Genomic DNA, 21580 nt, shown 5'->3' on the forward strand with positions numbered 1-21580 from the left:
TCAAGGAGATGAGTGGCTCGCTAATGTGCTGAATAAGTTTATGCTTGATAAGCATTTAATCAATGCTAATTTTAAATATATAACAAATCTTTGCTTAATAAAGAAGCCATTATCCTATTCAGCTACAAGTTCATGCTGAAAATACGCATCAAAGCGACAAGCATCGCCTTGCCATTGATGATTTGGCTCTTTTCCGGCCAGAAATACCGCCAGACGCGGACGTTTGACCACGACACGTTTGCCAATTTTCTGTGCCAGTTCCAGAAGATTATCGCCCAGATCCATTTCACCATCTTCAGGCAATAACATATGCAACAGCTGCATCTGTTTTTTGACCTGTGCCTGCTTCTTGACTGCCTGTTGATTTTGATCCCGCTGTGGGAACATTGGATCAAGATAAACCACATCGACAATGTGATGCTGCTGAGCCTGTTGCTGCAGATAATCGGCTGAATCAGAAAAGACCAAATGAATCCGCGATACGATCTGACTCAGGAATGTGTCCGCTTGTGCACGCATATGGGTATCTTCAAGCAAGGTGAATAGAACCGGATGCCGTTCAACCAAGGTCACTTGCGCACCTAAATGTGCCATCAACAGACTGTCATGTCCCAGACCCGCAGTCGCATCAACCAAGCTTGGTTTTTCACTTAAATTACAGGCGCGTGCAATCATTTCCGATTTCAAAGATGCGCGTTTTAAGCGTCCGGTTTCCGCTTGCCAGTCCGGTTGCATCTTCATGCCGTTGGCACATAACCAGAGTCCGTCAGCATCGGCACAAAGGGCCAGTTCAGGATTTAAACGGAAAAAACGTGCATTGAGTTTTTCAACAATTTCAATCTCGACCTGTACCCCACGAGAAGAAAGCACAGCCTCGAAGTGCTGTGCTTTCTCTTGATAGTCAGATTCGGCATATAAGCGAATCGCGCTTACCATAATTTCCAACCTGTATAGGCAAATAATAAAATCAGCAGACCCGAAGCAATACGATACCAGGCAAAGATCATAAAGTCGCGTTTAGCCACATAAGCGACCAGCGCACGGATTAATATCAATGCCGAGATAAAGGAAACCAGAAGCCCAACTCCGATCACGGTCCAGTCTTCAGTCGTATTTAACACATCATAGCTTTGATAAAGGTCCAGCAGGCCAGCGCCGATAATGACCGGAATACCCAAGAAAAATGAAAATTCAGTCGCTGCCTTACGGGACACACCCAAAAACATCGCGCCGATAATAGTTGCACCTGAACGGGAAGTTCCCGGTATCAAGGATAAAACCTGAATCAGGCCAATCCAGATCGCATCTCTAATGCTGAGTTCTTCAACTTCATGTACACGGACTTGTGGTGGATTCTTTTCAATCCAGATAATGATCAAACCGCCGACAATCAAACCAATGGCAATTGCAATATCATTAAATAGTAATTGTTTGACGGTTTGTCCCAGCGTCAGACCAATCAATATAATCGGAATAGAAGCCAGAATCAGGCCAATGCCTAAACGGCGACCTTGCGGTTCACCGCTGACAATCCCGGTCGCTGCCCCCCAAAGACGTGCCCAATATTCATAAATAACGGCAGCAATTGCCCCCATCTGGATCGCAATGACGAATACATCACTCTTTTCCTTGGTCCAGAAATTCATTAATTCTGATGCCAAAATCAAATGACCGGTACTGGAAATAGGCAAAAACTCGGTAATGCCTTCGATAATACCCATGATGGCCGCTTTGAGTAGCAGTAAAAGATCCATGCTTTATCCTAATTAATTATGCTTTGCCTTGTTCTGGAATTTTTTTCCACGCGTTATCGCGTAAATATACGGGTAATGCCAATTCTGCACTCACCCAGTTTTCTGCTTGTGCCGCTGCACGTGCAATGCTGGCGATATCCTGTGCGGTCGCATGCACATCTTTATAAATTGAAGTTTCGCTTTGTACCAGTTCAGCGCCTGAGCCCACCGGGGTAAAGCGTACAGCTTGGCTGCCTTCTGCATAACTTAACAGTTGCTCATCATCAACCGGTTGCATAATTCCTTGTGCATCCACTTGATAGCTCGAGATATAGACTTCGCTCATGCGGGCATCCAATACCGCAGACACTTCCTTGAGGCCGTGTAAACGATAGGCTGCCTGTGCCAAAGCCTGCAAAGTTGACACCGGAATCACCGGCACATCATTTGACCAGGCCAAGGCCTGAGTCACGGCAGCATTAATACGCACACCGCTAAAAGAACCCGGACCACGACTAAAGGCAATCGCAGTCAAATCAGCAATGGCCAGTCCAAGAGCTTGCAGACCTTGTTCAATCATCGGGAGAATCGTTTGCGTTTGTGCCTTGGCGCGCGCATCAAGCTGAAAAAATAGTTCTTGAGTATCATCGATTACAGAGACGGAACACTGCTCATTGGCAGTCTCCAATGCCAGCACTTTCATGCACAACCTTAATTCAGAGAATATAAAAAACGCGGATATGATACTCCACTCATATCCGCTACGCGAGATTTTCCCGAAACAGATACAAAAATGCCTAGAAAATCTAGGCTTATGATTCAATCAATAAAAGAGTGCCTTAGAGTTGCACTTCTTCCAAGTCCTGAAATTTCTGAAAATGCTCGGCATAATGCATGGCGCTCATTGTTAATTTTTGAATACTGTCATCATCCAGCGTTTTCACCACTTTACCGGGTGAGCCCATCACCACAGAATTGTCTGGAATGACCTTGCCTTCTGGAATCAAGGCATTGGCACCAATAATACAATTCTTGCCAATCACGGCATGGTTCAAAATGACAGCCTGAATCCCGATCAGGCTGTTATCTCCAATGGTACAGCCATGCAGCATAGCCTGATGCCCAATTGTCACATAATTGCCAATATTCATCTCGATACCGGCATCCGTATGCAGTACTGCATTTTCCTGCACATTGCTAAAGTCACCCAATTTAATTTTACTGTTATCTGCACGTACTACGGCACCGAACCAGATACTGACCTGCCGCCCAAGTTCAACTTTCCCAATCACTGTTGCCGTTGGTGCCACCCAGCCATCCCAGGGCTGATGTATAGCGGTGGGCATATGTCCTTGAAATTTGTACAACATTGATAAAATCCTATTCAATGGTTAAAAAAATTTGGAGCGTTTAAACGTTGGAGAATTAAGCAAGAATGGCCAGTCTTTTTTATAATCCAGCCCATATTGAAATAAAGAAATCAGCATACGTGCGGTCAATCCCCAGACCACTTCATTTTCTACCCGCATACTCGGAAAATATAAAGATTGCTGGGCAAAACGAACTTCATAAGGCGTGGGCGTCACTTCAAGCAAATGCTGCAATGAAGCAAAGAAAATCCGGTCAATTTCCGTCGGTTGTGGAATCAGCTTCACTTGCGGAGGAATCAGTCCCACAATCGGTTTGACCAGCATGCCATTGCGGGCTTTTTGCATGGGTAAATCACCCATTAAATGCACATCAAAAGGATTGAGTGCCGTTTCCTCATAGGCTTCCCTTAAAGCCACCACAATATTACTGGTATCTTGTGGATCGCGCTTGCCACCTGGAAATGAGACTTCTCCGGCATGATTATTCAAATAAGCTGAACGGCGCGTCAGCAATACTTTCGGGTCAGCTTCATCTGTAATTGCAATTAACACGGCAGCATGCGCAGATCGAATACGCTTGGAAAAACGTAAGCGTTGCTGCAACCTTTGTGTCAATTCACATGCATCCATTCTTTCAACTCTGACGATGATCATAATTTCATCATAGCTGATTTTAGTCGGGGCGGGAGAGAAATGATGCCAAATTTTAGTTTTTCAGTTATCCTGAGCATACTTTTATCATTGATGATGAATATGAACTTCTGTGTGAATTGTGGACATAAAACCACTGCTAAAATTCCTTTGGGCGATCAGCAAATTCGCAGCGTATGTGATTCATGCGGCTCTATTCATTACATTAATCCGAAAGTAATTTGTGGTGCTTTAGTCTTATTCGAAAACAAAGTACTGTTATGCCGTCGTGCCATTGAACCACGCTACGGCTTATGGACTTTACCTGCCGGCTATATGGAACTGTTTGAAACCATGGAGCAAGGGGCTGCACGGGAAACCCGTGAAGAAGCCGAAGCTGAAGTAGATATTGAACAGTTGTACTGTATGTATAACATTCCGCGTATTGGTCAGATTTATGTGCTATTTAAAGCCAATCTGATTGATGGAAAATTTGGTGCGGGTGAAGAGACCATCGAAACACGTTTATTTGATGAAGCAGATATTCCCTGGACCGAACTTGCCTTCCCGAGTGTAGAACATACTCTCAGACATTATTTTGAAGACCGTAAAAATAATATTTTTCCAATGCATCTGGAAACCTTAGGCACGCGTCTAGACCATACCGGTTAAATTTAACATCCATAAAAAAAACCCATACTAAGATGGGTTTTTTTTATTTTTAAAGAATATTATTTGGCTTTGACTTGATAGCAATCCGCAAGCTTAAACTCAACCGAACCACCGTTTAATTTTGCTAGGCTAATATCTGCCGGTGTTTCACCCTCATTGTTATTATTATAAACTTTTTGAAAACTGGCATAGGTATTGGCCCATTGTACTCCATCACCTGCCGAATTCAGGAAAGTTACACGCCCATTCTGGCCGACATTAGTATCTAACACATTAGACAAATTGAGCAGTGCACCACCGATCACAATCGAATCCCTAGAATCCGGTGAAGACTGGATGCGCGAGTCTACCCCTACCAATGCGCCATTAATATTACCAAACTTTTCATTGGCCAAAATCAGGCGCATGGAAACCGCTTTATCAGCGACAAATGCACGTCCCAAAGTCCCGAGGCGATATTGTTGTATGCCTTGATGATCTAAGAGCGTATCTGCCAACACATCACCTTGACAGCCATTCACCGGATCAGTCGCGAAATTACTAGAGGATTGCATATTGGTGCGTACATCACCATTACTGTCAATTACAATTCCTAAAGTAATTGGGCTGACAGTGGTATCTGTAAATTTAAATTCCAGATTGGCATACATTGGGAAAATGTATTTCTCCCCATCCGCGACGTTCTGCGCTGTTTTAAAGACCTGACGATCCAGATAACTAATTGGGAAAATCTTATATAGATCAACGCTTCCCGTATAGTTTTCACCATCAGCCTGCAAACGCCACAACCCCAAGTTGGCTTGATCGGAAGTATCCAGCGATTTTTTGTCAGTCACCACTTTATAGAAAGCTTCTTTACCCGCGATCACATAATCATTCAATAATCTGCCTTGATACAACTCAAGCGGAGTCACATTATTTGCGACATTCAGGCGGTAAGGCGTGTTAATGGCTTTACTGGTTGGATGAATCCATGAACTTTGTGGATCAGCGGTCATTTGTACCGGTTTCACCTTACGGATGAGTTGAGCATTAATCCCCCCTAAGGAAGATAAATTTTCTTTAGCCAGAGTTAACTCATTATCACGCCATTGTAAGCCGCTGCCAAAGGTATAGCCCTGGCGATTGGTAATCAGCATAAAATGGCCAAATAAATATTTAGTATTCTTATTCTTAATATCACAAGGGTTTTGATTACAGCCCACCAGTCCATCTGAACCCGTCAGGTTACTTCCAATCACGCCTGAAGTTGAGAATAATGAAAATTCTGGCTGATACACGGCTGCGTTGGCAATCGTCACCAGCTTTTTAACTGTGGCAAAAGCCACCTCATCCGAAATTGTGCTGATATCAACAAAATCTTTAATTTTGGTCGCCAAATCGGCATCCATCAAATTGATATTCTCACTGGTTTTCGCCAGGTCTTTACGCATCTCTTCAGTAATATACAAAGGTTGTACATCAGATGGATTAATAATACGCCCTTCTTCTAGCGCCAAAGCTTGCAGAATTTTAACCAGACGCATGGCCACCTGAACGGTAGGATCATTAGGCACCAAATCAGCTACCGGACGTCGAGTAATCCCAGTTGCAATATCGATTACACTTAAACGCGGCAGCTGGGTCTGGGCACTAAAACTAGCATAATCGCTGAGTTTAATTTGACCTAAATTAATCTTGCGCGAAGCAAAACTTTGAATATAAAACTCAATATTATCCGTCTTTTGACAGGTTCCAGAAGCAACCCCATTTTTACTGTCAAATAACGTAATAAAGGTATTTTCTGTATCGCTACTACAGTTAAAGTTCAAACCATCGAGCGGATATTCCAGCCCCCATTCCACACAGTTCGTTGTACCTGGGGTACAAGTACCATTGGTCGTGGCTTCATCGTTTTTTTCTGGAATGACATTGGCACTTTCCCCACCACACCCGCTCAGTGCCGTTAAAAGTGTGGTTAAAGCAAATGGAAATAATATTTTATTTTTCATCTTTTTATACTCGAATAGTCCTTATCGAATGGCGACTAATTTTAGTTGTCCATGATTTGTCAGCATCTTGTCTTCAACATCTATCGCGGAGGCCAAAGGCGTCAATAATACATATTCAGTTTGTGCAGGAATCTGGAGAACCCCTTCGATACGCTCATATTGAATAATATTCGCCTGTTCTTCCTGATTTTTATAACCGCCCGCTCCTTCAAGCACACAGCCACGACTGTCTAAAAATACAACAAAAGGCCAATAATACGTTGGATTTTTCTGGCTAGAGGCATAAGAGTTGATCTGAATATTCTGGATATCGGATTGAAGCTTTACCACTTCAAAATCAAATTCGTCTGCTTTAAGAGGCGCACGAGGCCAGAGGTTAACTGCTTTTTTAAAACTGATTTCTTTCGCTTTTTTAATTTTCTTATCATTAAAACACTGCTTGCCTAAGCTCTTGATGGTCTCCGACTGTGAAATACGATAATAACTTTGAGCCAGTACCACAGGACCAGAATCTACTTCTGGCGTTTGAAACAAGGATTTTAATACGGATTGTCCCACCCCTTTTTCACGTTCAATTATCTGGATCCGGGTAGTTCCGATATTTTTATCTACTACTCCTTCGGGCATGCTATAGAAACGTTTTTTGCCTTCCAAATTAAATTCTTTATTTTCCAGATACTCACTATCCACATATTCAATGCCTTCAACCTGGCTAAATCCCGGTTTTTGTATGTTAGCAACAGAAGATCCTGTTCCAGCATCAGAAATTTGAGGAGCTTTAGATCCAGGTATTAATCGTGGTGTAGACTCAATCTGTGCTTGTGCAATATGCGGTTGTACTGGTTGTACTGGTTGTACTGGTTGTACTGGTTGTACTGGTTGTACAACCATATTATGGCCATGCTTAGATTTAACTTGTCCATTTTCTACGACGGGTACTTTTTCTAAGTTTTGCTTCACAGGTATGGACTGAACTATTGCAGCTTCTACTTTTTTCAACAATCGAGATTTGTCTTCAGTTTTTTTCTCTACATTATTACGTGGTACGACTAATGGTCGGCCATCTGGACCAATAATCGTAATAAATTCTTTAGCGCTTGTATAAAAAGACAAGGGTACCAGACTTAATGCCAGTACCGTTGTCAATCCCACTTTCCCTGTCTTGATCATTTCTTCCTTACCAACGAGTGCGATAGTTCAAACCTAAAATGGTAATTTTGGTATCTGTTTTTACGTTTAAACCTGCATATGGGTTTAATAACAGGTTATTTACCCCAGTCTGGTTGGCTAAACTACTGGTATTTGCTGGAATCTGATCTTTGCTGCGCAAAAAACCAATCGATAGATCCAGATCAGTATCTGCATCAAAGCGGTAACCCACACCTAAACCAAATAACTGCGCACCATTGATCGGTACCATGGTATTACGCTTATTTTTCGGAATAGCACTAGTCCGTGGCTCATAACCTGCTCGAAGCTTCAAGCGGTCTGTAGCGGAATACTCCATCCCGATACCGAAGTTCCACGGCGATTCAAATCCCATCGGTAAAGCCAGGGTTGAGTCAGTAACATTAGCAGATAAAATTTTGGCAATTTTTAGGGCTGAAATAGTACGATCAAATTCGAATTTAAATTCGTCCCAGACCTTGTAATCTGTCCAGCCAATATCAAAATTTACTTGCAAATCTGGCATCACTTTATATTTGATACCTGCCTGAAAATGCGCCGGATATTCAAAATCCTGCGACACCAGACCAGATTCACTCGATGGTATATAAGTAGGAAATCCAAGAATTGCAGCCAGAATCTGGCCGGTCGGTGAGGTCATTAAACCTTTAATCATTTCCTGAGGAGCTTTGGCATTATCAATATGATATTTACCTTTTAAGCGCATTTTTGCAGCACTTTGGTACACCATACCAAAACTAAAATCTTCGCGTGGTTCCCACAATATTCCCAGGTTATAGCTTGGGCTTAAGTTTTGCTCAAGCTCCAGTTGCATTTGACCAAACTTGCCAAATGGGTTCATCCCCTCATCAGCATTACAGATCCCGAGCAAAAGAATATCTGTAATAATGTCGGAATTTTCTTTAAACGGCGTACACACGACTTCGTCGATCATACGCAACATCCCGATCAACTCATTCGGGAAACGCAAGTCCGTTTTCATCCCGATGGCTTGATAAGACATCCCGATAGAAGCACCAATCGACAGTTGGTCATTGACCTCATAACCGATGGATGGAGACAGATAGGTAATCCGCTCTAAAGCAACCTGTTGTCCCATAAAGTTTGCCGGATTACCATCCTCATGACCAAAACCTGCCATGAGAGGAGCATAAACAGCAGTCGCATAAGTGGCTTTAGAACCAGGTGGGTTATATGCGATCCCCATAGTCGGTGCAGTCAAAGGAAGACCTTCGCCTAAATCCACCATTTTTTTCAGAAAAGGGACATAAAGGCTGACATATTCCACATCGCCTTTGACCGGACCTTTAAAATCTGTACACAAATCAGATGAAACTTCAGGACCGTCATTACAGACAATAGGATCATCAGAATAGCCAAATACGTTATATCCGGCGGGTACTGAAAACTCACGCTGGATATCAAAATTAGCCACAATGATTTGCTGTTCGGTTTGCAGCCCATCAATTTTAGTCAGTGCAGCCGGGTTAAAGTGGATGGCATTGACCCCTGGAGGATCTGCAGTGACAGCATTCCCCATGGATAGTGCACGTAAATCAACTGAAAGGTTGGTTCCCAATTGTGCAAAGGTATAACTTGAACAGCCCGCAAGAATAATTCCTGTTAATAACGGGCTAAGTCGAATGTTTTTCATACGACACCCCTATTAACTGATTTTTTTACCAAAACCTAAAATATCAAGTGGGAATGATAATCCCAACGAAACATCCGGTGCATCTTCGGTCAGCCCTAAGCCAACGGTACCATTAACAATTGTTTCTGGAGAGACTCGCACACCTAAGGAAATTGCAAAGGTAGAACTGGTCTGATCTGCAGCAGAATAACTTTCACCAGTGTTATAGTTAAATTCCGCACCAGTATTAAAGCTTTGCTGATAGGACATGGTCATCGAAACATCATAGTTAAATGAATATGCGAAACCAAAGGCAAAGCCTCCACTAACACCAGGTTCAAACTCCTCAATAATCCGGCTACCTCGACGCTGATTCAGGCCCGATTCTTTAAAACCATAGTTCGCAGAAACTGATGCAAACAATACGACTGGGTCAATGTATTTACGCGTACTAGCACCTACTCCAGCAGAATAATAGCCCTTTCCTGCTGCCAGATCTGTCGCGGCATTAATTTCATAAGGGCTGTCACCAGTTTTAGTTGATAAATTACCAAATAAAATCAGAGGCAGACGACCCGCTTTTAGGGGAAAGGGTTCCCAGCGAGCGCCCAAACTAATATCACCTAAACCCGCAGTAGAGGTATCTTTCAACAAGTCAGTTTTGGCCACTAAAGGTAGGGATGCAGTCAAGGTCAGGTTATCTTTCACGCCATATTGGAAAGTGAAAGTATTAGTCATACTATGTGTTGCATTTTCTTGAACACGTAGTTGATACAATTGGCCCTGAGCCATTTCTATATCGAGTTGAGTGTCTCGATAATAGGTATAATCAATATCGTAATATGATGAAATTTCACCTTGTTTTATCAGAGAGTATTGGCGTTCATTTGACGTAAATACTTCTTCCAGATTAGCTGCCTGAGTAGCATCTCCTTCTTGTTGCTGTAAAGCTTGAGATGCATCTACTACTTGGCCAGCCTGAGTCTCTACAGGTGCTGCTGTTTCAACGACAGCCTCTTCAACTGCTTCATATTCACCTAGTTCTGACTCTTCTGCAGCCTGCGTTTCGACTTGTCCAGTTTGAGCCGGTACAGATGCAGCAGTTTCAACAACAACTTCTTCATCAACCGTTTCGTATTCACCTAGTGCTGGTTCTTCTGCAGCAAATGCAACGCCCATTACCATTTGAATGCTCAGTGCCAAGAACGTCTTGTTCATCCATTTACTGTTCATATCCATTTCACCATTTTAATTTTTATTACTGTTTTTCGTTTTATTTATTCTTGTAATACAGTCTCAGGAAGTTATGTTGATATTCCCCAAATTGTTCTGACTCTGTATTACGATTACGGTCCATACGGATCGTAGAAGCTTTATCAGCAATTTTGTCCATATAAAATTGTGGATACTGCATGTCAACCAAGGCATAGCGATTGATCGTAGCATCTTCTACATGGCGCATATCTGATTCTTTTAATGCTAGAAAATTTTTGCGATATTGTTCAGGTACATTAATCAGGAACAAAGTGTTATTTTCCCAAATATCCTGAAAACGCCGTTCCTCAAAACTGATATTACCAAGTGCAGGATCTGCAACATAAACCCGGCCATTTTTATAAGCTTTATACACTACAAAATGCTTAAATCCTGCATAGGAAATCGGAACAATGGCGGGCTGATCTTGATTGACTAAATCTTTGAACTCTCCTCGATAGCCTCCACTTTCCAACCCTAAGGCTGAAACAAAGCGCTTCATATCAAGCAGAGAAAAACTACGGCGTTCAACAATTTTATCCGTTTCACCGAATTTCATTAGCCCACTCATGACTTGCTGCTCATCCAGCTGCGTACCGACATAACCATTAAGGAGGGTCGTAAGTGCTGCTGAACCACAACTATAATCATAAGCTTGACGTACAATGCCCTGAAACTGATCCAGAAGGGCTGGTTTTACTTCCACAGCTTCACGGTGCATACGCACAAAAGAGTCATTTCTTGAATCAAGAACTTCAGTATAGTGAACAGCACCGTTCGGCTGTTTTTTGATATCCAGAGCTTCTTTGGCAGCGTAATACATCAATGCCGAGCCCAACGCGATCTCTAACATAATTATTAACTTTTCTTATAATGGGCATGATGTGCCTATTTTTTCTTTTTATAGAGCATTAACTCTACTTCCCTGTAACTAGAAAGATACCTGTTTTTTCAAAAAAATACAGTATTTTTTTTATTTTTTAGATAAGTGATATAGTCATAAAAAAGCGCGTGTAAACACGCGCTTTTATTAGAAGAAAGATTAGTGACCAGAAATAGTAATAATTGCGCCTTTAGTATAAGCACCTTGTGAAGGAGAATAGAAAGTTTGTAAACCTTGGACTTCCATATCACCAATTGATGATCTTGCTTCACGGTTACCTAAATGAATACCTTTAATGTATTGGTCTTTCGCCCCAGTATCATTACTTACAATACGAACATGTGCTGCCTTACCTAATTGAGTGCCGGTAGTACCAACATAAGCATCGTTAAATACAGAAATATTCTGGCTAATGGTTAAATCATTAGACGATGCATCTGCAATTTTGATACTTTCAACAAAAATCTCACCGGCTTCACGTGTAGTCACTGGAGTCGTGCCTACAAGCCCCACTACTTTATTTTTAGTGGAATTATCTAAAATACCTAGGTTCTTAATTTCTAAACCACCTTGCATTACACTATTCATCTTGATCATAGCGCCTTGTGGAGCAGCACCCAGTTGAATATTGGCATTTATCACACCAGTTTTAACGTCAAAACCACTAATGATGTCGTTTACAACACCGGCACCACCTCGACGAATCGAATCCGGATCATCTGCACCAGATGCAGTTACACCAATTCGGCCAACTTTGATATCTAGACCCGATACTTGTGCAGCAACATTAATGAAAGGATTACCAGCCCCAGCATCTGAATCAATTACCAAGTCAGCAAGGTTACGGGATGCAAGTAAATAGGCACCATTATTGTCATAATTGGCACCGATTACTACACCATGCGTTGCAGTAGTAGGATCAGCAAGAGCAGCAGCATCAGGTGCTGTATCAGTCTTACCACGGATTACGATCGCACCTGCTGTAGAAGTACCTCCGAAACCCGCCTCATTTGCAACACCTTTAGGTGCCAAACCGTCGTTATCATGGATAAATAATTTTTCAATAGCAATTTTCGAGATGCCGATACCAATTGTCAAACCGTCTTGACCCGTTGTTTCGCTTAGAGATGCATCATCCATTGCTTGCATCGCCATCGCATTGGCACTAAATGCAACTGAAGTCGCTAAAACTAATTTTGTAAATTTTTTCATTGTTTACTCTCCCAAGAGTACTATTTTTTTTGGTTGTGAATTACTCAGTGTTTAGGCTGTATTTTTTATTTTCTGACAGCTTAAGCATCTTTCCTTGAGTAATTTGCTAGCCCACTTAAATTAGCGTCGAGTCAAATTTTGATCAACTGTTGTTGGTCGCAATCTGTCGCTTACCGATAAACGGTATTTCATGATTTAAAAATATTTTCCTGGCTTCTTGATATAAAATAGTAAGTCATATCGAACTCTCCATAACTGAATGACCGAAGCTCTCTATCATCGTCCCTTAAAGTTTGAATCACGTCTGGTTACAGATCTATTATCCGCATTGAAGACATTGAATCATCTAGTGTATTTAAATAATAATGGTCGGCCTTTTATTGCCTGCTGCGCTCAAGAATATTTTGTTGCGCAGACATCACAAATTCAGTCTTTTAAAAGAATAGGGATTGAACAGTATCAACCCAGCCCATCTGAATTTAATTTAGTGATTAATGCATTAAAAACTCCTCAAGAGAATGGCTTTCATGGAGGCTATGTTGGCTTTATCGGCTACGATTATGCGGCTCAACAATATATTCAGTATCCAGACCGTCCTCAACCTGGTTTATTTATTGGTCAATTTCCTTCCTACATTAAACCAATCTCTGATGGCTGGATGTTCTATAGTGATGATCCACAGGCAGAACAAATTTTCAATCATATTCAGAACTTACTTAATCAAGATAAAATTCACTCGACATTTCATTTAAAAAATCCTTGTATCTCACGCTGGACTAAATCTGTTTATACTCAGGCTTTTCAGAAAATTCAGGACTATATTGTTGCAGGTGACTGCTATCAGATTAATCTGACCCAAGAGTTTAAAGGTCGTGCCCAAGGCTCCCTCTTAGCGACTGCCCAAGCATTCTGGACATTAACCGAAGCGCCCTACGCGGGTTATTTACGTATTGGTGATTTTGAATTACTCAGCTGCTCACCCGAGTTATTTATTGACTTCGAAAAAAATCGAAAAATTATCACCAAACCAATTAAAGGCACCATGCCACGCTATAGCGATCCTGTGCTAGATGAACAATCTAAACAAACCTTAAAAGCATCGGAAAAAGATCAAGCAGAAAATGTCATGATTGTGGATTTATTACGTAATGATTTAAGTGTTTATGCAGAAACAGGCTCGGTTAAAACCCCCAAATTATTTAATATCGAAAGTTTTAATCAAGTGCATCATATGGTGAGCGAAGTAGAAGCGACCTTAAAAGCAGATGTGAATCCTTTCGAGGTATTAATGTCAGCCCTACCAGGTGGCTCAATTACGGGCGCACCTAAAATCCGGGCCATGCAGATTATTGCTGAACTGGAAGGTGTAGCACGTGGTGCTTATTGCGGTTCAATGGGTTATTTTAATTTTGATGGTACCGGTTCCTGGAACATTCTGATTCGTTCCATCCAGAAATATCAAGAAGATGTTTCTTTATGGGCCGGTGGTGGCATTACCATTTCTTCGGATTGTAATGCGGAATATCAGGAATGTTTTGATAAAGTTTCAGCGATGCTGGATCTGTTAAATACCTGGTATCAGCCTGAATAAATAAAAAAGCGAATCATTTGATTCGCTTTTTTCTACAAATCCACCCTAACCTTCCTTTACTCAAAGAGGGAACTCCTCCCTTTTCAAAGAGAAGCTAGGAGGGATTTTAATCACACCAAAATCTCATTTTTTAGCGTATCGACTAAACGCTGATTTTGCTCATCTGTACCAATGGTAATTCTTAAGAACTGGTTAATACGTGGCTTGTTAAAATAACGCACGATAATGCCACGTTCACGCAACTCACTTGCAAGTTCGCCTGCATCCTTAGATGGCAATGAGGCAAAAATAAAGTTGGCACTCGATGGTAAAATTTTAAAACCAAGCTCATTTAGTTGAAACACCAACTTTTCACGGCTGGCAATAACTTTCTGATTCTGTGCTTCAAAGTAGGCCTGATCTTCAAATGAAGCGACCGCTGCAGCAATCGCAAAACGGTCCATCGGATAGGAGTTAAAGCTGTTTTTGACTGCTTCAAGTGCTGCAATCAAATGTGGCTGAGCAATCGCAAAACCCACTCGCAGACCAGCAAGAGAACGTGACTTCGATGTGGTTTGACATACCACTAAATTTTCATATTTCTCAACCAGCTTGACTGCTGATTCTGCACCAAAATCCACATATGCTTCATCAAGCATCACCACTGAATCCGGATTGGCTTGTAGGATTTCCTCAATGGCTGCCAAGCCCAGTTCAATACTGGTCGGCGCATTAGGATTAGTAATAATAATGCCGCCATTAGCTTGTTTATAGTCATCCACCACAATTTCAAAGTCATCATTCAATGGCAAGATTTTGGTTCTGATGCCAAAAAACTGACTATAAACCGGATAGAAACTATAGGTAATATCTGGATAAAGTACAGGCTGTTCTTGAACAAAAAATGCTTTAAAGATATGTGCCAAGACTTCATCTGAGCCATTGCCGACAAAGACAGTGTCTACAGGTACATTTTGTTGTTTAGCGATCGCCTGTTTCAACTCTGATGCATCAGGGTCTGGATACAAACGCAAAACATCTGCCGAATTCGCAAGTACCTTTTGAACCGCTTCTACCACTTTGGGTGAAGGTGGATACGGATTTTCATTGGTATTAAGTTTTAAAATATTCTGGATTTTTGGTTGTTCGCCTGGAGTATACGGTTTTAATTCACGTACTTCAGGACTCCAAAAACGCATTTGTTCTGTTGTGATATTCATTTTGTATTCTCTTTAAACCCTCTCCTAACCTCTCCCTGAGCCATATATGGCGCAAGAGAGGAATTTTCATTACTAAAGACACAAGATTTTTGTGGTTTAAATTCTCCTCTCCTTTTAGGAGAGGGTCAGGGAGAGGTTGTAATGCTATTTATGATTGATAACGATAACGTGCTGACTGTGCATGTGCATCCAAGTTTTCCTGTTGCGCCAAGATATCCGCAGTTTTTGCTAAAGTTTTTACACCTTCTTGTGAGCACATAATCAGGCTTGAGCGCTTCTGGAAATCATAGACACCAAGTGGCGATGAAAAACGCGCAGTACCTGAAGTCGGCAAGACGTGGTTTGGACCAGCACAGTAATCACCAATGGCTTCAGGCGTATAACGACCCATAAAGATCGCACCTGCATGACGAATGCTGTCAGACATTGCTTCTGCATCATCTAAACATAACATCAAATGCTCAGGTGCCACCTGATTAATCAAATCTGATGCTTCTTGACGGTCTTTTACGAGTACCAAAGCACCACGATTGGCAATCGAAGTACGGGCAATTTCTGCCTTTGGCAATATTGCCAGGTGCATTTCAATCGCCTGTTCAACCTCATTCAGCAACTGTTCATCTGGTGTGATGAAAATGGCTTGTGCCACAGTGTCATGTTCAGCTTGCGAAAGTAAATCCATCGCCAACCATTCAGCATTATTTTGGCCTTCGGCATACACCAGAATTTCAGAAGGTCCTGCAATCATGTCGATACCGACCTGACCAAACACCGCACGTTTTGCCGCAGCAACAAAACGGTTGCCTGGGCCGGTAATTTTATCGACCGGTGGGACAGTTTCTGTACCGTAAGCCAATGCCGCAACCGCTTGTGCGCCACCAATCGTGAAGACACGTGTCACACCTGCCAGATAGGCAGCCGCCAGTACCAATGGATTTAAATCACCATTCGGTGCAGGTACCACCATAATAATTTCAGGAACTCCCGCTACATGAGCAGGCACAGCATTCATCAATACTGAAGATGGATAAGAAGCCAGACCACCCGGCACATAAATCCCAACACGATCCAGTGGAGTGACTTTCTGACCAAGCGTATTTCCTAAAGCATCGACATAGGTCCAGCCGTCCTGTTTTTGTACCTGGTGAAACTCGCGCACGCGTGCTGCAGCAAGCTCTAAAGCTTCGCGCACTTCAGTCGTCAAACCCTCGAAGGCAGCTTGCAGTTGCTCTTGGCTTAACTCTAAATCTGAAAATTGATGCGCCGGATGTCGATCGAACTGTTGAGTGAGTTTAAGAACTTGAGCATCACCATGCTGACGAACATCAGCAATAATTTGATCTACAGTTTTTAAAAGTTCAGGATCATTAACAGTTTCAAAAGCCAACAAGTCAGCAAATGCTTGCTTGAAGTTTTGATCTTGGGTCGATAAACGTCGCATCAATTTACCCATCAGGTTTGAATTCGAAGGCTTTAGTTTACCTGTTTTCCAGACTTTTGTCGGCAGCTATAGTGCTCTAGCCCTATGAGTTTTATTGGAAATAACTTTTGGTAAAATTGATGAAAGAATTTACATCGTATTTATGTTCAATCGAATAAAAAAACCGCCCTAAGAGGACGGTATTTTTATGCAACAAATTTAAGCTTGTTTGGCCTTTTCACGTTCTTCCACAGCTTTTTCAAGCTGTGCCAGAATCGGATTTAACAACGCTTGCTTACGCTTAAAGCTGGCTTTATTCACGATTAAACGCGAAGACACTTTGCAGATTTCTTCAAGTGGCTCTAAACCATTGGCACGCAAGGTATTGCCTGTATCTACGACATCGACGATGTAATCGCCCAGACCAACTAATGGTGCAAGTTCCATGGAGCCATACAGCTTGATCACATCCACTTGCTCACCCAGGCTGGCATAGTATTGACGGGTCAAATTCACGTACTTGGTCGCAATTTTTAAGCGACCTTTAGGACGTAGCATCCCCACCTTACCGGCGGTCATCAATTTACATACCGCAATTTTCAGGTCCAATGGTTCATAGACGTTTTGCGCGCCATGTTCCATCAATACATCTTTACCGGCCACGCCAATATCGGCTGCACCATTTTCAACATAAGTCGGTACATCTGAAGCACGTAAAATTAGAATACGAACCTGTTTATGCGTGGTCGGGAAAATCAATTTACGAGATTTATCAGGATCTTCTAAAAGATTAATCCCTGCTGTTTCTAGCAAAGGTAAAGTCTCTTTTAAGATACGCCCCTTACTTAATGCCAAAGTTAAACCATGATCAAAATTGCCCATTACGTCAAAGTTTGGATCATCGTTTCTCATATCGCTCATTAATTTACTCGCTTAATTTGGGCACCTAAACTTTGTAACTTTGCTTCTACATCTTCATAACCGCGGTCAATATGATAAATGCGGTCAATCAGCGTTTCACCTTCAGCGGCAAGTGCTGCCAGCACCAAAGAGAACGAAGCACGTAAATCTGTTGCCATTACGGGTGCGGCAGAAAGTTTTTCTACACCCGTTACCACAGCATCATTACCTTCTACCTGAATATTGGCACCCATACGTGCCAATTCAGGAACATGCATGAAACGGTTTTCAAAAATCGTTTCAGAAATTGTCGCAAAGCCTTGAGCAATGGCATTCACAGCCATAATCTGGGCTTGCATATCGGTTGGAAATTCTGGATGTGGTAAGGTTTGGAAGCTGACAGCTTTCGGACGTTTACCCAGCATATCCAGTTCAATCCAGTCGTCACCACGGGTCACTTCTGCGCCCATTTCTTCAAACTTGTCCAGCACCGCTTCCATCAGGGACGGATCAGTATGCGTGGTTTTGATACGACCGCCAGTGATCGCTGCTGCTGCCAGATATGAACCGGTTTCAATCCGGTCAGCAACAACCGCATATTCACAGCCATGCAGACGTTCGACACCGGTCACAATTAAAGTATCGGTATCTAGACCTTCAATCTTGGCACCCATCTTGATCAGCATTTGCGCAAGATCAGTGATCTCAGGTTCACGTGCTGCATTGCGAATCGTGGTCACACCATCGGCCAACACGGCAGCCATCAGAATATTTTCTGTCCCACCCACAGTCACCATATCAAAGACAACTTCGCCACCTTTCAGGCGACCATCGACTTTGGCATGTACATAACCGGCTTCGACTTCAATCTCGGCGCCTAAAGCTTCTAAAGCTTTCAAATGCTGATCGACAGGACGGGAACCAATCGCACAACCGCCTGGTAAAGACACTTTTGCACTGCCATAGCGCGCCAATAATGGACCAAGCACCAAAATAGAAGCACGCATAGTTTTTACGAGCTCATACGGTGCGAACTGGTTATCTAATGTAGAAGTATCAGCAACAACCGTATCGCCTTCATAAGTCATGGTGATCCCAAGACCAGCAATCAGCTTCACCAACGTATTGACATCTTTTAGATTAGGAACATTTCTGAGCGTAATCGGGGTATCAGCAAGAATCATTGCTGCCAATAATGGAAGTGCTGCATTCTTTGCACCAGAAATGCGCACTTCACCTTCGAGCTTGATACCGCCCTGAATTAAAAATTTATCCATTAAATGATTAAGCTCCAAATAAGCTTGCTTTGCGCCATTCTTCTTTTGTCATCGCGCGAATTGTTACTGCGTGAACTGCACCACTGGCAATATGGGCATTGAGAGGAGCATAAACAGCTTGTTGGCGTGCAACTGGACGCTTACCTTCAAATTGATCATCCACAATACGGAGATCAAATTTTCCGCCCTGACCACTCACAGCAACATCCGCCTCCGGAAAAGCGGCTTCTAAAATTTCAGCGAGCTGTTCATTATTCATCACAAGACCTCTTATAGGACTAAGGGTGTAAAACGAGCCATTTTACTATAAATAGCAAAAATAATTCATGGATCCATACATTATATATATAAAAAAAAGAGGCTTTTAAAACCTCTTTTTCATCATTTATCCTTTATAGGGCTAAAGGATGCTGCTGTAAATGCATTTCCCGGTATCGATCAATCTGCCGTTTCAATTTTTCGGTCAATATTTTAATTGAAGTATACATATCATCTGCGGTGGCGTGAGCAAAAAATTCAATGCCCGGTAATCGGATAATAGCCTCTGCGATATGATTACTACTGCCCTTTCTAGAGCGTTTATCAATTTGATGATCTTTCGAGAGTTTCACTTGCATACTATTCACCTGATCTAGGTGCTTCGTCATCTGTGAAAACTTGGTTTTTATACTTTCTTCAATAGCTGGCGTAATCGATAAATGATGTCCACGAATTGTTATTTGCATAGTTCTATCCCTCACCTTCGTTAGGATTAGAAGAGTCTCAATATAAAATAATTTAAATACAGTAACTTATAAATAAAATATCCGTATTTTAAGTCCTGAATCAAATCAATCTTACTGATCCTCAAAAGAAAAAAGATTCATTATGTTGTCATAATGAATCTCTAGAATAGCCAGATTTCAAATTTTAGATCAAGACTTTTCGCTCAGAAGATGAAGGAATATGTAACGATTCACGATATTTCGCCACCGTACGTCGTGCCACATCAATGCCTTCATCTTTTAACATATTGGCAATTGCATTATCAGACAGAGGCTTACGGGCATTTTCTTCGGAAATCAGTTTTTTGATTTTGGCACGAATAGCAGTAGAAGATGCTTCACCACCTGAAGTAGTCCCGACATGACTCGAGAAGAAATATTTCAACTCGAACAATCCACGTGGGGTCAGCATATATTTATTGGTGGTTACACGAGAAACTGTAGATTCATGCAATTCGACTTCTTCGGCAATATCTCTTAAAACCAGAGGTTTCATGCCTTCCGCCCCAATTTCCAAGAACATCTTTTGATGTTCTACAATACAAGTCGCGACTTTCAATAATGTTTTATGCCGTTCATCGATACTTTTGATAAAGTTCTTCGCTTCCAGCATCTGATTACGCAGGTACTGATTATCATCGCTATGATCTGCACGACGAATCATTTTGGCATAAAAAGAATTGACGCGTAACTTTGGCAGTACATCCGAGTTTAAATTGACTTGCCAGCAGTTATTCTTTTTCATCACCACAACATCTGGCACCTGATAATCCGATTCCTTGTTTTCAAATTCCAGACCTGGATGCGGTTTTAAGGTTTTTAGCAAATCTACAGCACAGCGCAACTGTTCTGGATTTAAGCCAGTCTGTTTGATCAGCTTAGGAAGCTCATTGGTAATCAACAATTCATAATGTTGCAGAAGTTTGATCGCATCATTTCGGCAAGGGGTTGACGCAGGTAAATTATCAAGTTGAACCAATAGGCATTCTGCCAAGCTTCTAGAACCTACACCCACCGGATCCAAACGTTGAATATGCTTTAATACAACGGCAACCTCATCATCTTCAATTTCTTCTTCAGACCCCATAGAAGAGAGTAAATGTTGTACCGATGCAGTAATTTCACTCAACTCTGCATCTAAAAAACCTTTGTCGTCTAAAGAATCCACGATGCAATAAGCGATTAATTTATCAACCTGTGAAAAATTCAACAGATTAATTTGTTCTAGCATATATTCTTGCAGGCTCTGATGTCCTTGACGATTATCTTCACGCTCTTCGAACTCGGCTGCCCCCAGACTTGTAGGTTGATGGGTATAAACATCATCCCAATCGGTATCTACAGGTAAGTCATCAGGCAGATGATCGGCATTAAGTTCATTGGTTAGATCGTGATTTTCATTATTTGATTCAATTGTCGATAAGCTTTCAAGGGTAATTTGCTCTTCAACTTTTTCTAATAGAGGATTACTATCAAGTTGCAACTGAACTTCTTGTTCCAATTCCAGACTTGAAAGTTGTAATAGCCGAATTGCTTGCTGTAATTGTGGAGTTAATGACAGCGAGTTCGCAATTTTTATGCCCACTGATAATCTCATTGTTACCCCCTTAATAGAAAATCCCGTTTTATAAGCAATTTTTATGCCGTTTTATTTTTTATAACACAGATTTACTAAAAAACATACAAATTGGATTTTAAATTTCTAGTCTTTCGCGACTAATAATTGTTGAAATACTTAAATTTGCGCATAAAAAAATCCCCCTCTGCCTTGGCGGAGGGGGATTTCGAATAATGAGCTGGCGATGACTTACTCTCACATGGGTAACCCCACACTACCATCAGCGCTAAGAGGTTTCACTTCTG

General features: G+C 41.8%; 20 protein-coding genes. 2 read left to right on the forward strand and 18 right to left on the reverse strand.

Features of this window, described 5'->3' with window-relative positions; genetic code table 11:
• Positions 1-114: 114 nt before the first annotated feature.
• The 5 genes from ACP7BU_RS12085 to ACP7BU_RS12105 all read right to left on the reverse strand — a co-directional run bounded on the left by ACP7BU_RS12085 (position 115) and on the right by ACP7BU_RS12105 (position 3733).
• Positions 115-936, reverse strand: a complete 822-nt coding sequence (locus ACP7BU_RS12085; protein WP_425879982.1) for a class I SAM-dependent methyltransferase — start codon at positions 934-936, stop codon at positions 115-117.
• Entirely contained in the window at positions 930-1754 is an 825-nt protein-coding gene (locus tag ACP7BU_RS12090) for an undecaprenyl-diphosphate phosphatase (RefSeq protein ID WP_004279167.1), read from the reverse strand. The genes ACP7BU_RS12085 and ACP7BU_RS12090 overlap by 7 nt, the downstream gene beginning before the upstream one ends.
• 16 nt (positions 1755-1770) lie before the next feature.
• Positions 1771-2436, reverse strand: a complete 666-nt coding sequence (gene tsaB, locus ACP7BU_RS12095) for a tRNA (adenosine(37)-N6)-threonylcarbamoyltransferase complex dimerization subunit type 1 TsaB (protein WP_374952227.1) — start codon at positions 2434-2436, stop codon at positions 1771-1773.
• 136 nt (positions 2437-2572) lie between these two features.
• Complete coding sequence (locus tag ACP7BU_RS12100; protein ID WP_374952841.1) at positions 2573-3100, reverse strand: gamma carbonic anhydrase family protein; 528 nt, start codon at positions 3098-3100, stop codon at positions 2573-2575.
• 24 nt (positions 3101-3124) lie between these two features.
• On the reverse strand, positions 3125-3733 hold the full coding sequence (locus ACP7BU_RS12105) for an NUDIX hydrolase (RefSeq protein WP_004279164.1): 609 nt from the start codon (positions 3731-3733) through the stop codon (positions 3125-3127).
• Between the two features lie 123 nt (positions 3734-3856).
• Here ACP7BU_RS12105 and ACP7BU_RS12110 point away from each other — a divergent pair, with 123 nt between their 5' ends.
• Entirely contained in the window at positions 3857-4405 is a 549-nt protein-coding gene (locus ACP7BU_RS12110) for an NUDIX hydrolase (RefSeq protein WP_161785319.1), read from the forward strand.
• 59 nt (positions 4406-4464) lie between these two features.
• Here the strand turns inward: ACP7BU_RS12110 and ACP7BU_RS12115 are convergent, their stop codons facing one another.
• The 6 genes from ACP7BU_RS12115 to ACP7BU_RS12140 all read right to left on the reverse strand — a co-directional run bounded on the left by ACP7BU_RS12115 (position 4465) and on the right by ACP7BU_RS12140 (position 12566).
• Positions 4465-6396: a hypothetical protein gene (locus ACP7BU_RS12115; RefSeq protein ID WP_425879981.1), complete on the reverse strand. Its 1932-nt coding sequence runs from the start codon at positions 6394-6396 to the stop codon at positions 4465-4467.
• Positions 6397-6417: 21 nt separating this feature from the next.
• Entirely contained in the window at positions 6418-7566 is a 1149-nt protein-coding gene (gene filE / locus ACP7BU_RS12120; RefSeq protein ID WP_425879980.1) for a putative pilus assembly protein FilE, read from the reverse strand.
• Between the two features lie 7 nt (positions 7567-7573).
• The gene (locus ACP7BU_RS12125; protein WP_005107779.1) at positions 7574-9238 is read right to left on the reverse strand and encodes a putative pilus system OmpP1/FadL family transporter FilD; all 1665 of its coding nucleotides are present in this window, start codon (positions 9236-9238) and stop codon (positions 7574-7576) included.
• Between the two features lie 12 nt (positions 9239-9250).
• The gene (locus ACP7BU_RS12130) at positions 9251-10456 is read right to left on the reverse strand and encodes a hypothetical protein (protein WP_425879979.1); all 1206 of its coding nucleotides are present in this window, start codon (positions 10454-10456) and stop codon (positions 9251-9253) included.
• A gap of 34 nt (positions 10457-10490) precedes the next feature.
• On the reverse strand, positions 10491-11324 hold the full coding sequence (locus ACP7BU_RS12135; protein WP_153567073.1) for a putative pilus system C39 family peptidase FilB: 834 nt from the start codon (positions 11322-11324) through the stop codon (positions 10491-10493).
• A 189-nt stretch (positions 11325-11513) separates the two neighbouring features.
• The gene (locus ACP7BU_RS12140; protein ID WP_425879978.1) at positions 11514-12566 is read right to left on the reverse strand and encodes a DUF6160 family protein; all 1053 of its coding nucleotides are present in this window, start codon (positions 12564-12566) and stop codon (positions 11514-11516) included.
• Positions 12567-12825: 259 nt separating this feature from the next.
• On the opposite strand from ACP7BU_RS12140, the gene ACP7BU_RS12145 reads away from it, so the two are divergent.
• Entirely contained in the window at positions 12826-14157 is a 1332-nt protein-coding gene (locus ACP7BU_RS12145) for an anthranilate synthase component I family protein (RefSeq protein WP_425879977.1), read from the forward strand.
• Positions 14158-14267: 110 nt separating this feature from the next.
• On the opposite strand, the gene hisC is transcribed toward ACP7BU_RS12145, so the two are convergent.
• The 7 genes from hisC to ACP7BU_RS12180 form a co-directional block, all read right to left on the reverse strand.
• Positions 14268-15356, reverse strand: a complete 1089-nt coding sequence (hisC, locus tag ACP7BU_RS12150) for a histidinol-phosphate transaminase (protein ID WP_425879976.1) — start codon at positions 15354-15356, stop codon at positions 14268-14270.
• Positions 15357-15504: 148 nt separating this feature from the next.
• Positions 15505-16809, reverse strand: a complete 1305-nt coding sequence (gene hisD, locus ACP7BU_RS12155) for a histidinol dehydrogenase (RefSeq protein ID WP_425879975.1) — start codon at positions 16807-16809, stop codon at positions 15505-15507.
• A 186-nt stretch (positions 16810-16995) separates the two neighbouring features.
• Positions 16996-17697 carry an ATP phosphoribosyltransferase gene (gene hisG, locus ACP7BU_RS12160; protein ID WP_004730740.1) on the reverse strand — a complete coding sequence of 234 codons (702 nt, stop codon included), beginning with the start codon at positions 17695-17697 and terminating at the stop codon, positions 16996-16998.
• Positions 17697-18953 (reverse strand): UDP-N-acetylglucosamine 1-carboxyvinyltransferase, encoded by a 1257-nt coding sequence (murA, locus tag ACP7BU_RS12165; RefSeq protein WP_004279150.1) that lies wholly within the window; start codon positions 18951-18953, stop codon positions 17697-17699. The genes hisG and murA overlap by 1 nt, the downstream gene beginning before the upstream one ends.
• Positions 18954-18960: 7 nt before the next feature.
• Positions 18961-19212 (reverse strand): BolA family iron metabolism protein IbaG, encoded by a 252-nt coding sequence (gene ibaG / locus ACP7BU_RS12170; protein ID WP_004730742.1) that lies wholly within the window; start codon positions 19210-19212, stop codon positions 18961-18963.
• Between the two features lie 133 nt (positions 19213-19345).
• Positions 19346-19678 carry a ribosome hibernation-promoting factor, HPF/YfiA family gene (gene hpf / locus ACP7BU_RS12175; protein WP_004730744.1) on the reverse strand — a complete coding sequence of 111 codons (333 nt, stop codon included), beginning with the start codon at positions 19676-19678 and terminating at the stop codon, positions 19346-19348.
• Between the two features lie 184 nt (positions 19679-19862).
• On the reverse strand, positions 19863-21314 hold the full coding sequence (locus tag ACP7BU_RS12180) for an RNA polymerase factor sigma-54 (protein WP_425879974.1): 1452 nt from the start codon (positions 21312-21314) through the stop codon (positions 19863-19865).
• Between the last annotated feature and the right edge of the window lie 266 nt (positions 21315-21580).

It is taken from the genome of Acinetobacter sp. 40AMC3-4, from assembly GCF_049898185.1.
In the GTDB taxonomy this organism is placed as follows: domain Bacteria; phylum Pseudomonadota; class Gammaproteobacteria; order Pseudomonadales; family Moraxellaceae; genus Acinetobacter.